Origin of the sequence: Pseudomonas sp. Pseusp16 (genome assembly GCF_047324915.1) — a bacterium.
GTDB classification, from domain to species: Bacteria; Pseudomonadota; Gammaproteobacteria; order Pseudomonadales; family Pseudomonadaceae; genus Aquipseudomonas; species Aquipseudomonas fluorescens_CD.
Window position 1 is genome coordinate 317,225 of record NZ_CP168522.1, and the last position, 15,226, is coordinate 332,450.

Here is a 15,226-nt window from a genome sequence, read left to right on the forward strand (position 1 = left end):
TTTATTCCCTGCCAACTGATCGGTCGTTATTAGTGTTTGCTGGCGCCAGAGGCACCGATGCCGGTCATCGAACGGATGAACTGCGCCAGATAACGGCCGCGCTCATGGGCTGCACGGGGCGAGGTATCGGTGACGGAAAACAGCCATGCACTGAAGAACGCCAGGCTCATGGAAAACAGCGCCGGGTTGGAGTACGGGAACAGTGCCTTGTCGTGATGCATCACGTTGACCCACACCGCCGGGCTCAGCACCAGCAACACAATCGCCGAGACCAGTCCGGACAGACTGCCGAGGACAGCGCCACGGGTGGTCAGGCCTTTCCAGTACATCGAGAGGAACAGCACCGGGAAATTCACCGACGCGGCGATGGCCAGCACCAGGCCCGAGAGGAAGGCGATGTTCTGCGATTCGAACAGCAGGCCGAGGATGATCGCCAGCACACCGATGCACAGCGTGGCGATCCGCGACACGCGCATCTCCTGCTGCTCGCTGGCCTGACCCTTGCGCATCACGCAGGCATACAGGTCGTGGGACACCGCCGAGGCGCCGGACAGCGCCAGCCCGGCGACCACCGCCAGAATGGTGGCGAAGGCCACCGCCGAGATGAAACCGAGGAACAGGTTGCCACCGACGGCCTGGGCCAGGTGTACCGCGACCATATTGCCGCCGCCAATGATCGCGCCAGTGGCATCGCGGTACGACGGATCAGTGCCGACCATGACGATCGCGCCGAAGCCGACGATGATCAGCAGCAAGTAAAAGTAACCAATGAAACCGGTGGCGTAGAACACGCTTTTACGCGCTTCCTTGGCGTCGCTGACGGTGAAGAAACGCATCAGGATGTGTGGCAGGCCGGCAGTGCCGAACATCATGCCCAGCCCCAGGGATATCGCGTCGATCGGGTTGGACAGCAAGCCGCCGGGCGCCATGATCGCGCTGCCCTTGGCATGTACAGCGGTCGCACCGGCAAACATCGCCTCAGTGCTGAAGCCAAAGTGCTTGAGCACCATGAACGCCATGAAACTGGTGCCGAACAGCAGCATCACCGCTTTGATGATCTGCACCCAGGTGGTGGCGAGCATGCCGCCGAAGGTCACGTAGAACACCATCAGCACGCCGACCAGCATCACCGCGTAGAGGTAGTCGATGCCGAACAGCAATTCGATCAGCTTGCCGGCGCCGACCATCTGCGCCACCAGGTACATCAGGGCCACGGTCAGGGTGCCGAAGGCCGAGGTCAGGCGCACCGGGGTCTGTTCCAGGCGATAGGAAACCACGTCGGCGAAGGTGTACTTGCCGAGGTTGCGCAGGCGTTCGGCGATCAGGAACAGGATGATCGGCCAGCCGGCCAATACGCCCAGGGCGTAGAGCAAACCGTCGTAGCCGTTGAGGAACATCATCGCGGAAATGCCGAGGAAGGACGCCGCCGAGATCATGTCGCCGGCAATCGCCAGGCCGTTCTGGAAGCCGGTCATGCCGCCGCCGGCGGTGTAGAAATCACTGGCCGAGCGGGTGCGCAGGGCGGCCCAGCGGGTCACGCCGAGGGTGAACAGCACGAACACCAGGAACATGCCGATGGCGTTCCAGTTCAGTGGGCGGGTTGCGCCGTCGGCGGCCATCGCAAAATCAGTGACAGCCGCCAGCGGCAGCAGGAACAACGCGAGAAGGCGGCTCATCGGGCGCACTCCTGCTTGAGTTTTTCATTCAGCGGGTCGATCACGTTGTTGGCCCGATAGACATAGAAACCGGTCAGCGCAAAGGCCAGCCCGACGATGACGACACCCACCAGCATGCCCACGGTGGTCACGCCGCCGCTCAGGGATTGGCCGAGGGTAGAAGGGGAGAAAGCCACCAGCAGTACGAAGCCGAAGTAGATCACCAGCATGATCAGCGACAACGACCAGTAGAGTTTCTGCTTGCGTCGTACCAACTGGATGAAGTCGGGGTGCTGGTGGATGAGTTCTATGTCTTGCGGGCTCATGGTGACTCTCCTTTGTTGTTTTTGTTGTTGTCCCTGTAGGAGCGAGCCTGCTCGCGATGGTCGTCAAAGATGACGCGGGGTGCCTGATACCCCGCGGCGATCTCTGGTTCATCGCGAGCATGCTCGCTCCTACAAGGGGGGTGGTGCAGGTGTTTCAGAGCTGATCGAAATCCAGCACCACCTTGTCGCTGATCGGGAAGGCCTGGCACGACAGCACATAGCCGGCGGCCACTTCGTAGTCTTCCAGGGCGTGGTTGCTGTCCATTTCCACTTCGCCTTCGATGACCTTGCATTTGCAGGTCGAGCACACGCCGGCCTTGCACGAGTAGGGCAGCTCCGCGCCTTGTTCGTTACCCGCATCGAGGATGCTCTGGCTGTTGCGTGGCAGGTCGAAGGCGAGGGCGCGGCCGTCGCTGATCACGGTGATCTGGCTGGCCGCCGCATCGACCTGGCGGGCGGCTTCGCGGGCGGCACGCTTTTGCTCGCTACCGGCGGCGGCGAACAGTTCGAAATGGATGCGCTCGGGTTGCATGCCCTTGGCCTTGAGGCTGTCGCGCACGGTCTCGGTCATTTCCTGAGGGCCGCAGATGAAGGCGGCGTCGAGGGCCTTGACGTTTAACCAGCGGCTGAACAGCTGCTCGCATTTCTCGGCGTTGATCCGACCGTTGTACAGGTCGACGTCCTGCTGTTCGCGGCTGAACACGAAGATCAGGTTCAGGCGCTGCAGGTAGCGGTTCTTCAAATCTTCAAGCTGTTCGCGGAACAGCGCGCCGGAGCTGGAGCGGTTACCGTACAGCAGGGTCACGCGGCTGTTGGGTTCGGTTTCCAGGGTGGTCTTGATGATCGACAGGATCGGCGTGATGCCGCTGCCTGCCGCCACCGCCAGGTAGTTGCCATGGCGCGCCGGGTCGAGTTCGACGCTGAAGTGCCCGGCGGGCGGCATGACTTCCAGGTTGTGCCCGGCCTTCAGCTGTTCGTTGGCAAACGCGGAGAAACGACCGCCGGCCACGCGCTTGATCGCTACGCGCAGTTCACCGTCGTTGACCCCGGTGCAGATCGAGTACGAGCGGCGTACTTCTTCGCCGTCCAGTTGCGTGCGCATCACCAGGTGCTGGCCCTGGGTGAAGTGGAAGCTGTCTTGCAAGTCCTGCGGAATCTCGAAGGCGATGGACACCGCGTCACGGGTCTCGGCGCGCACGTCCTTGATGGTCAGGCTGTGAAATTTGCTCATTGTTGTTCTCCAGCTGGGACGGCCGATTCGCCGCTCAGATGCACTTGAAATAGTCGAACGGTTCCCGGCAATCGACGCAGCGGTACAGGGCCTTGCACGCGGTGGAGCCGAACTCGCTGAGTACCTCGGTGTGGGCGCTGCCGCATTGCGGACAGGCGATCACCGGACTCTCACCGAGCAGGCTGCGTTTGCTGGTGCTGCCATCGGGTGGCGCGATGCCATAGGCGCGCAGGCGTTCGCGACCGCTGTCGCTGATCCAGTCGGTGGTCCAGGCCGGGGTCAGGCGGCGCTCCAGGTTCGGCGCGCGAAAACCGGCCTGCTCCAGTGCGTCGCGAATATCGCCCTCGATCACTTCGGTGGCCGGGCAGCCGGAGTAGGTCGGCGTGACCACCACGTGCAAGTGACCGGCCTGCCAATCCAGGTCACGCACGATCCCCAGGTCCACCACGCTGACCACCGGCACTTCCGGGTCCATGACCTCTGCCAAAATCGCCCATGCGGCAGCCAGGTCGGTCGGTTGTGCCGGCCGGGCGCCGAGGTCGCTGGCGATCAGCTCACCAGGTTGCATCGGGGTACGCTCGTGGCAGGAACTGCATCTCGGCCAGCAAAATCCCTAAGTGTTCGGTGTGCAGGCCTTTGCGTGCATTCAGGTAGAAATAGTTTGGCGCCGCAGGAACGGGCAGGGTGGCGCTGGCGAAAATCGCTTCGACCTTGGCTTGCCATGCGCTGGCGACAGTGGCGATATCCGGGGTGGTGCCGGCTTCACACAGGCGCTGCTCGCTGTCATCGGCGGCGATCAGTTCGACGGTGAAACGCCAGACTTCCGGGATGGCCGCGAGCATGCGCTTGTGGCTTTCCTCAGTACCGTCGCCCAGACGCTCGACCCATTCGCTGGAGCGGCGCAGGTGATAGGTGACTTCCTTCACGGCCTTGGCGGCGATGCCGGCGATGCGTTCATCGCTGGATTGGCTCAGGCCCTTGAGTACTTCCAGGTGCCAGGCGTCATACAGGAACTGCTTGAGCATGGTCACCGCGAAGTCGCCGTTGGGTTGTTCCACCAGCAGCAGGTTGCGGTAGGCGCGCTCGTCGCGGCGGAACGCCAGGTGATCGGCGTCGCGGCCGTCGTCCAGCAGTTCGGCGGCGTACTCCAGCCAGTTGCGCGCCTGGCCCACCAGGTCGAGGCCGACGTTCATCAGCGCCAGTTCTTCTTCCAGTGCCGGGGCCTTGCCGCACCACTGGCACAGGCGCTGGCCCTGGATCAGGGCGCTGTCACCGAGGCGCAGCAGGTATTCGATCAGATCAGTCTTGTTGTCCATGGTCGACCTCACATGTGCCCGACTTCGGCCGGCAGCTCGTAGAAGCTGGCGTGGCGGTAAACCTTGTCGTCCGACGGATCGAACAGCGGGTCTTTCTCATCCGGCGACGAAGCGGTGATCAATGCCGAAGGCACCACCCACAGGCTCACGCCTTCGCTGCGACGGGTATAGAGCTCGCGCGCGTTCTCGATGGCCATGGTGGTGTCGGCGGCATGCACGCTGCCGACGTGCTTGTGGTTCAGGCCGTGCTTGCTGCGCACGAAGACTTCGAAGAGGGTCCACTCGGACATGACATTCACTCCACATCAGTTGCTTCTGTAGGAGCTGGCTTGCCAGCGAAGACGACAGTGATATCGCCGCAACATTTGAGGTTGCCTTCGCTGGCAAGCCAGCTCCTACAGGGTTTGTGTTGGGCCGGATCAGGCGGCGTTCTTGTTTTGTTTTTTGCGGGCGTGGGCGACGGCGGCTTCACGAACCCAGGCACCGTCTTCAATCGCCTTGCGGCGAGTGGCGACGCGTTCCTGGTTGCATGGGCCGTTGCCCTTGAGCACTTCGTAGAATTCGTTCCACTGGATTTCGCCGAAGTCGTAGTGGCCGCGCTCGGCGTTCCACTTCAGGTCCGGGTCGGGGCAGGTGCAGCCCAGCAGTTCCAGCTGCGGGATGGTCTGGTCGATGAAGCGCTGGCGCAGTTCGTCGTTGCTCTGGCGCTTGATTTTCCAGGCCATGGACTGGGCGCTGTTCGGCGAGTGTTCGTCGCTCGGGCCGAACATCATCAGCGACGGCCACCACAGGCGGTTGATCGCGTCCTGGACCATGTCTTTTTGCGCCTGATTGCCGTGGCGCATCATGGTCAGGAGGATTTCGTAGCCTTGGCGCTGGTGGAAGCTCTCTTCCTTGCAGATGCGGATCATCGCCCGTGAATACGGGCCGTAGGAGGTGCGCTGCAGCACCACCTGGTTGACGATCGCCGCGCCGTCCACCAGCCAGCCCACCGCACCCATGTCGGCCCAGTTCAGCGTCGGGTAATTGAAGATGCTCGAGTACTTGGCCTTGCCGCTGTGCAGCTTGGCGATCTCTTCATCGCGGTCGGCGCCCAGGGTTTCCATGGCGCTGTACAGGTACAGGCCGTGGCCGGCTTCGTCCTGGATCTTGGCCATCAGTTGCAGTTTGCGTTTGAGGCTTGGCGCGCGGGTGACCCAGTTGCCTTCGGGCAGCATGCCGACGATTTCGGAGTGGGCGTGCTGGGAAATCTGCCGGATCAGGGTCTGGCGGTAGGCATCTGGCATCCAGTTCTTGGCTTCGACCTTGATTTCTGAATCGATTTTTTCCTGGAAGGCGCGTTCCTGTTCGGACATTTCCGAGAGGTCTTTTATGCGTTTGACGCCTGTTTCTACTAGCTGTGCGTACATTTTTGGTCTCCCGCCTTGAATCTGTTCTGAGGCATGGAGAACTTTATAAGCGATACAGAAATTAATATCAAACACAAAATGACGTGTCGTATTTGTTTTTTGTATCGCTTTGAGGGTGGTGGGGTTTTTGGGTTGGGTACATATCCGTTGCTGCGGTAACGGCGGCTTAGGGTTTCGCCCTGACGGCGACTCACTTTTTTTACAAGCGCCTAAAAAAGTAAGCAAAAAACGCTCGCCCCGAACGTCCGGCCCCTCGCCAGGGCTCGGGGTTCCTTCGCTCCGGCATTCCTCCGGGGGCATTGCCCTCTGGTCGGCTGCGCGCGACCTGCATGCAATGAGTTCGACTGCGTCGAACGGCGCTGCGCGCCATTCCCCGGATGAACGCCTCCACTCAGCCTCCCGAAGGGGCGGGTGGATCAAGATCAAGAGCGGCAGGCGAGCTAACGCTCGGCCCTGTAGGAGCGAGCTTGCTCGCGATGGTCGTCAACGATGACGCGGGCTGCCTGAATGCCCGCGGTGTCCTGGCGTTTTTCGCGAGCAAGCTCGCTCCTACAGGGGAACGCGTTCAATTGCGATCAGGCCGGCCAGTAGGCCGCCTCGCTTTTGCTTTTGATCTTCTTGCCCCCTCGAGAGGCCGAGTGGAGGTTCTGCGCAGTGGGCAACCCGGCATTGATGCCGGGTTAGCCGCGTACGGCCAGGGATGGCCGATCGCGGCGGGCCCTGTAGGAGCGAGCTTGCTCGCGATAAACGACAGAACACCGCGGGGTGTCAGGCTGCCAGCGTCATCGTTGACGACCATCGCGAGCAAGCTCGCTCCTACAGGCTTTTCCAAGTAACCCGCTGTAAAAGCGGAACAATAAGTGGCCGTTACCGAAGAAACGGATATGCCCCCAATCCCAATCCCAATCCCAATCCCAATCCCAATCCAAAAAAAAGCCCCGCATAAAGCGGGGCCATAAAGGGTGCAGCAGTCATGCTTTAGGACGTTTATCCACCACGTGGCAAGCCTTGCCCTCGGATCGCTTGATCGAGTGGAAAGGCTGCAAAACGATCCGCGAACTGATCCCGATATACGTCTTGATGTGCTTGCTCAGTTCCCCGCAAACAGCCTTCTGCTGTTCGTCGGTCAGGTGCTGATGCTCGGCCTTCAACTCCACATGCACATCGACACTGTCCAGGTTGCCGTTGCGATACAGGTGGATCTCATAGCACTCGGCAAGCTGTTTGACTTTGAGGACCTGCTCCTCGATCTGCGTTGGAAACACGTTGACCCCGCGGATGATCAGCATGTCATCGCTGCGTCCGGTGATCTTGTCGATGCGGCGCATCGGTCGCGCAGTACCCGGCAGCAGCCTCGTCAGGTCGCGGGTGCGGTAGCGGATCATCGGCAGGGCTTCTTTGCTCAGGGAGGTGAACACCAGTTCGCCCATCTGCCCGTCCGGCAGTACTTCGCCGGTGACCGGGTCGATGATTTCCGGATAGAAGTGGTCTTCCCAGATGGTCGGGCCGTCCTTGGTTTCGGCACATTCCATGGCCACGCCCGGGCCCATGATTTCCGAGAGACCGTAGATGTCCAGGGCAGTGATGCCCATGCGTGCCTCGATGGCGCTGCGCAGTTCGGCGGTCCACGGCTCGGCACCGAAGATGCCCAGGCGCAGGGCCAGTTTGTGCGGATCGATGCCCTGGCGCTCGATTTCGTCGGCGATGTTGAGCATGTAGGACGGCGTGACCATGATGATGTCCGGCTGGAAATCCTTGATCAGTTGCACTTGTTTTTCCGTCTGGCCGCCGGACATCGGGATCACCGTGCAGCCGAGGCGTTCGGCACCGTAATGCGCGCCGAGGCCGCCGGTGAACAGGCCGTAGCCATAGGAAATGTGCACTTTGTCGCCACGATGGCCGCCAGCGGCGCGGATCGAGCGGGCCACCACATTGGCCCAGGTGTCGATGTCGTTCTGGGTGTAGCCGACCACGGTCGGTTTGCCGGTGGTGCCGCTGGACGCGTGCAAACGCACGATGTCGTGCATCGGCACGGCAAACATGCCGTAGGGGTAGTTGTCCCGCAGGTCGGACTTGGTGGTGAAAGGGAATTTCGCCAGGTCGTCCAGAGACTTGATGTCGTCCGGGTGCACGCCCAGCGCATCGAAGCGCTGACGGTACAGCGGCACATTGTGGTAGGCGTGGCTCAGGCTCCAGCGCAGGCGTTCCAGCTGATGCTGGCGCAGCTCGTCGATGCTGGCGGTTTCCAGCGGGTCCAGCACAGGGTTCAGCACGGCTTGGGCAATTGGCATGTTCATGTGTTCACTCGAATTGTTTTTGTGTTCCAGCTCCTGCGCGCAGGGGCTTTGAGTGCATGCCCCAAGGATACCTCTGGGCTCCTTGGGAATCGCGATTCTTTAGTGGGATAGACGCTCGATGATCAGCGCGATCCCTTGGCCGACGCCGATGCACATGGTGCACAGGGCGTAACGGCCGTTACGTTCTTCCAGCTCATGCAGGGCGGTGGTGACCAGTCGCGCGCCGCTCATACCCAGCGGATGACCAAGGGCGATGGCGCCGCCGTTGGGATTGACCCGCGGGTCGGTGTCGCTCAGGCCCAGTTCACGCAACACCGCCAGACCTTGTGCGGCGAAGGCTTCGTTGAGTTCGATCACGTCCATGTCCGCCAGGCTCAGGTTGGCCAGTTCCAGCACCTTGCGGGTGGCCGGTACCGGGCCGATGCCCATGATGCGCGGCTCGACGCCGGCAGTGGCCATGGCCATGGCCACGACCCGGCCACGGGCGGTCAGGCCGTGGCGCTTGGCGACTTCCGGGCTGGCCAGCAGCAGGGCACAGGCACCGTCGTTGACCCCGGAGGCGTTGCCGGCGGTGACGCTGCCGCCTTCGCGGAACGGCGTCCCCAGTTTGGCGAGCTGCTCAAGGGTGGTGTCGCCGCGCGGGTGTTCGTCGTGCTCGACCACCTTGGCCGGGCCTTTGCGCTGGGGGATTTCCACCGCGACGATTTCTTTGGCCAGGCGCCCGTTGGCCTGGGCAGCGGCAGCGCGTTGCTGGCTGCGCAGGGCGAAGGCGTCCTGGTCGGCCCGGGAGATGTTGAACTGTTCGGCGACGTTCTCTGCCGTTTCCGGCATGGAGTCGATTTCGTAGGCCTTTTTCATCAGCGGATTGACGAAGCGCCAGCCGATGGTGGTATCGAAGATTTCGGCCGCACGGGAAAACGCCTGCTCGGCCTTGCCCATCACCAGTGGCGCGCGGGACATGGATTCAACGCCACCGACCAGCATCAGCCCGGTTTCGCCGCTGCGAATCGCCCGGGCGGCGGTGCCGATGGCATCCAGCCCGGAGCCGCACAGGCGATTGAGGGTGGTGCCCGGCACGCTGACCGGCAACCCGGCCAGCAATGCCGACATGCGCGCGACGTTGCGGTTGTCTTCGCCGGCCTGGTTGGCGCAGCCGTAGATCACGTCGTCGACCGTGTTCCAGTCGACTTGCGGGTGGCGGCGCAGCAGTTCGCGCAACGGCACCGCGCCAAGGTCGTCGGCGCGCACGCCGCTCAGGACGCCAGCGTAACGGCCGATGGGGGTGCGCACCGCGTCGATGATCAGGGCGTCTTTCATTCGGGGGTCTCCTGCGTCAGCACCGGGCCGCGCACTTTGTAGGATTTGCCGTGGAACAGGGCGATCAATTGGCCCTGCTGGTTTTCGATGCGTACGTCGTAGTTGCCGGTGCGACCGGAGCGGCTCTGCTCGATGCAGTCGGCGTTCAGCGTGTCGCCAAGATGCGCCGGGGCGATGTAGTCGATGCTGCAACCGATGGCCACCGTGGCTTCGTTGTAGCTGTTGCAGGCAAAGGCGAACGCCGAATCGGCGAGGGCGAACAGGTAGCCGCCGTGGCAGGTGCCGTGGCCCTGGAGCATGTCGGCCCGCACGGTCATGCCCACTCGGGCAGCACCCGGACCGGCGGACAGCAGGCGCATGCCCATGGCCTGGCTGGCGGTGTCGCGCAGGAACAACGCTTGTGCGCAGTCGCTGGCGAGGTTCATCGCTTCGCGGTTAGTCATGGAAGTTTCTCCCTTCGGCAACCCGGCGGCGCAACAACAGCGATGGCCGGTAGCGTTCTTCGCCGTAGGCGGCTTGCAGGTTGTCCAGCACGGTCAGGATGTGGGGAAGGCCTATGGTGTCGGCCCAGGCCAGCGGGCCCTGTGGATAATTGACCCCGGCACGCATGGCCAGATCGATGTCGGCGGCCGAGGCCACGCCTTGCAGCAAGGCGTCGGCGGCCTCGTTGGCGAGCATGGCGACGGTGCGCAGGACGGCGAGGGCCGGGCTGTCGTTGAGCAGGCTGATCTTGAGGCCGGCGCGTTGCAGCAGGGCGATACCTTGTTCGAGTGCCAGCGGATCAATGCCGTTCGAGTAGCTGATGGCGATGCGCTGGGCTTTGGCGTAATCGTGGGCCAGATCCAGCAGGATCAGGTTGCGCAGCCCGTCTTCTCGGGCACGCTGGCAGGCCATGCGGCCATCGCTCAAGGCCAGCACGGCGTCGCCCACTCGCAACAGTCCGCGACCGTCGCGCCGGATGACTTCGACGCCTTGCTCACTCAAGCGCGCCAGCAAACCTTGGGCGATGCCGAGGTCACCTTCGGCGATACAGGTCTCGACGCTCGCGCTGCTGCTGATTTCAGCTGCTTGCGGACGTTCGGCGCCTTGGGCGTAGCTGTAGAAGCCTTGTCCGCTTTTGCGCCCCAGACGTCCGCCGTCCACCAGTTCTTTCTGGATCAGCGACGGCAGGAAGCGCGTGTCCTGGTAATAGGCGTCAAACACCGAGCAGGTCACGGCGTAGTTGACGTCGTGGCCGATCAGGTCGGTGAGTTCGAACGCGCCCATGGCAAACCCGCCGGCTTCGCGCATCAGCGCATCCAGCGTCGGGCAATCGGCAGCGCCTTCCTGAAGCATCCGCAGGCTCTCGGCGTAGAACGGCCGGGCCACGCGGTTGACGATGAAACCCGGGGTGGAGCGGGTGTGCACCGGTTTTTTGCCCCAGGCTTTGGCGGTGTCGTACAGGCACTCGGCCAATGCCGGATCGCTGGCTAGACCCGAAACGATTTCCACCAGCGCCATCACCGGCGCCGGGTTGAAGAAGTGCAGGCCGAGCAAGCGCTGTGGATGATCAAGTTGCGCGGCGATGCTGGTGATCGACAGCGACGAGGTGTTGCTGGCCAGGATGCAGTGCTCGCCGCAGATGCCTTCGAGCTGGCGAAACAGCGCGCGTTTGACCTCAAGGTTCTCGACGATGGCCTCGATGATCAAGTCGCAGTCGGTCAGGGCTTCGATGGCTTCCACCGCGTGCAGGTTGGCGATGGTGGCGCTGCGCGCTTCGGCGGACAGCTTGCCGTTTTCGACTCGTTTGCCCAGTTGCCGATCAATGCCTTCGATGGCCTGCGCCGCCGCGCCGGGGCGGTTGTCCAGCAGCAATACCGGATGACCGGCTTGAGCTGCGACCTGGGCGATACCGGCACCCATGGCGCCGGCGCCGATCACGGCGACGCGTTCAGTTTTATTCAATGCGGTCATGACTCAGCGTCCCTTGAAGCTTGGGGTGCGTTTTTCCATGAAGGCGCCGACGCCTTCGCGGTAGTCCTCGCTGCGCCCGGCCAGACGTTGCAGATCGCGCTCCAGCTCCAGTTGCTCGTCGAAGCTGTTGCTCATGCTGGCGTTGAGGCTGCGCTTGATCAGCGCCAGGCCGTAGGTTGGCTGGGTGGCCAGGTGTTGCGCGAGTTTCAGCGCTTCGTCGCGCAGTTCGGCGTCTTCCACGCAGCGGTAGATCAGGCCCCATTGCTCGGCCTGTTCGGCGGTCAGGCGATTGCCGAGCAGGGCCAGGGCCTTGGCGCGGGCCATACCGACCAGGCGCGGCAAGGTCCAGGTGCCGCCGGAATCAGGGATCAGGCCGATCTTGCAGAACGCCTGGATGAAACTGGCCGAACGCGCGGCCAGTACCAGGTCGCAGGCCAGTGGAATGTTGGCGCCTGCACCCGCAGCCACGCCGTTGACCGCGCAGATCACCGGCATCGGCAGGTCGCGCAGTTGGCGGATCATGGGGTTGTAGAACTTCTCGATGGATTCGCCCAGGTCCGGCACGGCACTGCCCGGCGCGACGTTGCGGTCGCTCAGGTCTTGCCCGGCGCAGAAGCCGCGACCTTCACCGGTCAGCAGCAGTACGCGCACGTCCGGGTTCTGCCGCACCTGTTTCAGCGCTTCCTTCACTTCGCCATGCATCTGGGAGTTGAAGCTGTTGAGCTGGTCCGGCCGATTGAGGCTGAGCAGGGCGACGCCGGCCTCGATGGAAAACAGGATGTGTTCGAAGTTCATGGTCTTGGCGCTCTCTAAGAGGTCGTACGAATTCGGTGGGCCGATGACTACTGGCCGGTAAAGGTCGGTTTGCGCTTTTCCTGAAAGGCCTGGATGCCTTCATCACGGTCGCGAGTGCCGGCCAGCACGGTGAAAGCGTGGCGCTCGAAACGCAGACCGCTGGCCAGATCGGTGTCCATGGCTTTGAGCAGCGCTTCCTTGGCCAGGCGCACGGCCAGTGGTGCCTTGGCTGCAATGCTGCGGGCGATGTGCAGGGCGCGGTCGACGGTAAATTCCGGTTGTGTCACTTCGCTGACCAGGCCGGCGCGCTGGGCCTGGCGGGCGTCGATCGGCTCGCCAGTCAGGACCATCTGCATGGCCATGGATTTGCCGACGGCGCGCAGCAGGCGTTGGGTGCCACCGGCGCCGGGCATGATCCCGAGGTTGATTTCCGGTTGGCCGAAGCGGGCGTCTTCGCCGGCAATGATGATGTCGGCGTGCATTGCCAGTTCGCAGCCTCCGCCGAGGGCAAAGCCGTTGACCGCGGCGATCAGCGGTTTGCTGAAGCGGGTGATGGTTTGCCACGACGCCTGGCGCGGGTCGTCGAGGATGCCGACCAGGTTGCGTTCGGCCATTTCCTTGATGTCGGCACCGGCGGCGAAAGCCTTGCGGCTGCCGGTGAGGACCACGGCGCGGGTGTCGGGGTCGGCTTGCGCGGCATTCAGCTCATCGGCCAGTTCGCCCAGCAACTCGGTGGTCAGGGCGTTCAGGGCTTGCGGGCGCTGCAGGGTAATCAGGCGGACGCCGGGCTCGATCAGTTCGACGGCAAGGGTTAGAGGCATGGCGGATGCCCTCACGGTGCACGCTCGGCGTGGTGCCGGCTCGTTATTGGATCGGCCGCAGGGGCCGGTTTTGCCCAAGTATAGCTATAACGTGATACGTAAATGCAATACGAAAATAGATTTAATGTGTCTTATTTGTTGGGTGTTCGATTGATTTGCTTCCTGCGTAAAGGACGCTGATGGCGGGTTTGGCCCTGAATTTATTGGGTTTAAGCCCGATTATGACGGCCCGTTGGCATTCGTCGGAAAGCGGTATTTCAAGTGATACGCTTTTTAGTCTTTGTGCTTGTAAAAGTGATGTGATACAAAATGAGCCATTATTTGCATCGCTTTGGGAAGGACGCTTTCATGACCTGCTACAGCCTTGATGGCCTGACCCCGGTGGTTGACCCGAGCGCCTATGTGCACCCGTCTGCCGTATTGATCGGTGACGTGATCATCGGCCCGCATTGTTATGTCGGTCCGCTGGCCAGCCTGCGCGGGGACTTCGGGCGGATCGTGCTGGAGGAGGGCGCCAACCTGCAGGACACCTGTGTGATGCACGGTTTCCCCGACAGCGACACCGTGGTCGAGCGCAACGGCCACATTGGCCACGGCGCGGTGCTGCACGGTTGCCGGATTGGCGCCGACGCCTTGGTGGGCATGAATGCGGTGGTGATGGACAACGCCCGGATCGGCCCGCGTTCATTCGTTTCGGCGGCGGCGTTCGTCAAGGCCGGCTTCGAATGCCCGGAGCAGTCGCTGGTCATGGGCGCCCCGGCGAGCATCAAGCGCACCCTCAGCGATCAGGAAGTGGCGTGGAAGCAGGCGGGCACACGTGAGTACCAGGAATTGGCCAGGCGTTGCCTCACGCAGATGCGGGTTTGCGAACCGCTGAGCGAGCCGGAAGCTGATCGCCCACGCATCAGCGACAGGGGGTTGCGGCCCAAGGGCAGTGCCCTGTGAATACAAATCCCCTTGTAGGAGCGAGCCTGCTCGCGATGGACGTCAACGATGACGCGGGCTGTCTGAATGCCCGTATTGTCCGGACGTTTTTCGCGAGCAAGCTCGCTCCTACAGGTGGGTGCGATTAACAGGCAGGTTTTCGGTATATTCCTTTTCTTTTTTTGCACGGAACGCCCATGTCGTCCCTGACCCCCTTGAACCATCTGATTACACGCTTCCAGGAACAGACGCCGATCCGCGCCAGTTCCTTGATCATCACGTTGTACGGGGATGCCATCGAACCCCATGGCGGCACCGTGTGGCTGGGCAGTCTGATTCAATTGCTCGAGCCCATCGGCATCAACGAACGGCTGATCCGTACGTCGATTTTTCGCCTGACCAAGGAAGGCTGGCTGACCGCCGAGAAAGTCGGTCGTCGTAGCTACTACAGCCTGACCGGCACCGGTCGCCGGCGTTTCGACAAGGCCTTCAAGCGCGTCTACAGCACCACGATGCCGGCCTGGGATGGCTCCTGGTGCCTGGTGATGCTCTCGCAACTGACCCAGGACAAGCGCAAACAGGTGCGCGAGGAGCTGGAGTGGCAAGGCTTCGGTGCGATTTCGCCGGTGGTGCTGGCCTGTCCGCGCAGCGACCGTTCCGACGTCAACGCGACCCTGCTCGACCTTGGCGCGCAGGAGGACACCATCGTCTTCGAAACCACCGCCCAGGATGTACTGGCCTCCAAGGCGCTGCGCCTGCAAGTGCGCGAGAGCTGGAACATCGAGGCGCTGGCCGCGCACTACAGCGAGTTCATCCAGTTGTTCCGGCCGCTGTGGCAAGCGCTGCGCGAGCAGGAAAACCTGCAGCCGGCCGACTGCTTCCTGGCACGGGTGCTGTTGATCCACGAGTACCGCAAGCTGCTGCTGCGCGACCCGCAACTGCCGGACGAGTTGTTGCCCGGCGATTGGGAAGGCCGCGCCGCCCGCCAGTTGTGCCGCAACATTTACCGTTTGATCTACGCCAAGGCCGAAGAATGGCTGAACGCTGCACTGGAAACGGCCGACGGCCCGTTGCCGGATGTGGGTGAAAGCTTCTACCGGCGTTTTGGCGGACTGAAATAGCACGTCATTGTTCAGGGAGTGGTGCTGTTCAGGAGACTTGAAGCATCCGATGTCGTGTGGA

At 62.6% G+C, this 15,226-nt stretch carries 15 protein-coding genes; 2 read left to right on the plus strand and 13 right to left on the minus strand.

Annotation, left to right across the window (positions count from 1 at the left end):
- Positions 1–29: 29 nt before the first annotated feature.
- The 13 genes from ACEN8Q_RS01270 to paaF all read right to left on the minus strand — a co-directional run bounded on the left by ACEN8Q_RS01270 (position 30) and on the right by paaF (position 13,120).
- On the minus strand, positions 30–1,676 hold the full coding sequence (locus ACEN8Q_RS01270; RefSeq protein WP_413427853.1) for a cation acetate symporter: 1,647 nt from the start codon (positions 1,674–1,676) through the stop codon (positions 30–32).
- Positions 1,673–1,981 (minus strand): DUF485 domain-containing protein, encoded by a 309-nt coding sequence (locus ACEN8Q_RS01275; RefSeq protein ID WP_413427852.1) that lies wholly within the window; start codon positions 1,979–1,981, stop codon positions 1,673–1,675. Before ACEN8Q_RS01275 ends, ACEN8Q_RS01270 begins: the two co-directional genes overlap by 4 nt.
- Before the next feature lie 154 nt (positions 1,982–2,135).
- Positions 2,136–3,212, minus strand: coding sequence for a 1,2-phenylacetyl-CoA epoxidase subunit PaaE (gene paaE, locus ACEN8Q_RS01280; protein WP_413427851.1), 1,077 nt, complete (start codon positions 3,210–3,212; stop codon positions 2,136–2,138).
- A gap of 34 nt (positions 3,213–3,246) precedes the next feature.
- On the minus strand, positions 3,247–3,780 hold the full coding sequence (gene paaD, locus ACEN8Q_RS01285; RefSeq protein WP_413427850.1) for a 1,2-phenylacetyl-CoA epoxidase subunit PaaD: 534 nt from the start codon (positions 3,778–3,780) through the stop codon (positions 3,247–3,249).
- Entirely contained in the window at positions 3,767–4,528 is a 762-nt protein-coding gene (gene paaC / locus ACEN8Q_RS01290; RefSeq protein ID WP_413704363.1) for a 1,2-phenylacetyl-CoA epoxidase subunit PaaC, read from the minus strand. Before paaC ends, paaD begins: the two co-directional genes overlap by 14 nt.
- 8 nt (positions 4,529–4,536) lie before the next feature.
- Positions 4,537–4,818: a 1,2-phenylacetyl-CoA epoxidase subunit PaaB gene (gene paaB, locus ACEN8Q_RS01295; RefSeq protein ID WP_007943393.1), complete on the minus strand. Its 282-nt coding sequence runs from the start codon at positions 4,816–4,818 to the stop codon at positions 4,537–4,539.
- A 129-nt stretch (positions 4,819–4,947) separates the two neighbouring features.
- The gene (paaA, locus tag ACEN8Q_RS01300; RefSeq protein WP_413704364.1) at positions 4,948–5,937 is read right to left on the minus strand and encodes a 1,2-phenylacetyl-CoA epoxidase subunit PaaA; all 990 of its coding nucleotides are present in this window, start codon (positions 5,935–5,937) and stop codon (positions 4,948–4,950) included.
- A 971-nt stretch (positions 5,938–6,908) separates the two neighbouring features.
- Positions 6,909–8,234 carry a phenylacetate--CoA ligase PaaK gene (gene paaK, locus ACEN8Q_RS01305; protein WP_413428913.1) on the minus strand — a complete coding sequence of 442 codons (1,326 nt, stop codon included), beginning with the start codon at positions 8,232–8,234 and terminating at the stop codon, positions 6,909–6,911.
- 99 nt (positions 8,235–8,333) lie between these two features.
- Positions 8,334–9,551, minus strand: coding sequence for a 3-oxoadipyl-CoA thiolase (gene pcaF, locus ACEN8Q_RS01310; protein ID WP_413704365.1), 1,218 nt, complete (start codon positions 9,549–9,551; stop codon positions 8,334–8,336).
- Positions 9,548–9,994: a hydroxyphenylacetyl-CoA thioesterase PaaI gene (paaI, locus tag ACEN8Q_RS01315; protein WP_413704366.1), complete on the minus strand. Its 447-nt coding sequence runs from the start codon at positions 9,992–9,994 to the stop codon at positions 9,548–9,550. Before paaI ends, pcaF begins: the two co-directional genes overlap by 4 nt.
- Positions 9,987–11,504, minus strand: coding sequence for a 3-hydroxyacyl-CoA dehydrogenase PaaH (gene paaH, locus ACEN8Q_RS01320; RefSeq protein WP_413704367.1), 1,518 nt, complete (start codon positions 11,502–11,504; stop codon positions 9,987–9,989). Before paaH ends, paaI begins: the two co-directional genes overlap by 8 nt.
- Before the next feature lie 3 nt (positions 11,505–11,507).
- Complete coding sequence (gene paaG / locus ACEN8Q_RS01325) at positions 11,508–12,299, minus strand: 2-(1,2-epoxy-1,2-dihydrophenyl)acetyl-CoA isomerase PaaG (RefSeq protein WP_413704368.1); 792 nt, start codon at positions 12,297–12,299, stop codon at positions 11,508–11,510.
- Between the two features lie 47 nt (positions 12,300–12,346).
- Positions 12,347–13,120 carry a 2,3-dehydroadipyl-CoA hydratase PaaF gene (paaF, locus tag ACEN8Q_RS01330; RefSeq protein ID WP_413704369.1) on the minus strand — a complete coding sequence of 258 codons (774 nt, stop codon included), beginning with the start codon at positions 13,118–13,120 and terminating at the stop codon, positions 12,347–12,349.
- Positions 13,121–13,468: 348 nt separating this feature from the next.
- Here paaF and paaY point away from each other — a divergent pair, with 348 nt between their 5' ends.
- Together paaY and paaX are read left to right on the plus strand one after the other, a co-directional pair.
- Positions 13,469–14,065 (plus strand): phenylacetic acid degradation protein PaaY, encoded by a 597-nt coding sequence (gene paaY, locus ACEN8Q_RS01335; RefSeq protein ID WP_413423125.1) that lies wholly within the window; start codon positions 13,469–13,471, stop codon positions 14,063–14,065.
- Positions 14,066–14,241: 176 nt separating this feature from the next.
- Positions 14,242–15,165: a phenylacetic acid degradation operon negative regulatory protein PaaX gene (paaX, locus tag ACEN8Q_RS01340; RefSeq protein ID WP_413704370.1), complete on the plus strand. Its 924-nt coding sequence runs from the start codon at positions 14,242–14,244 to the stop codon at positions 15,163–15,165.
- Positions 15,166–15,226: the final 61 nt, after the last annotated feature.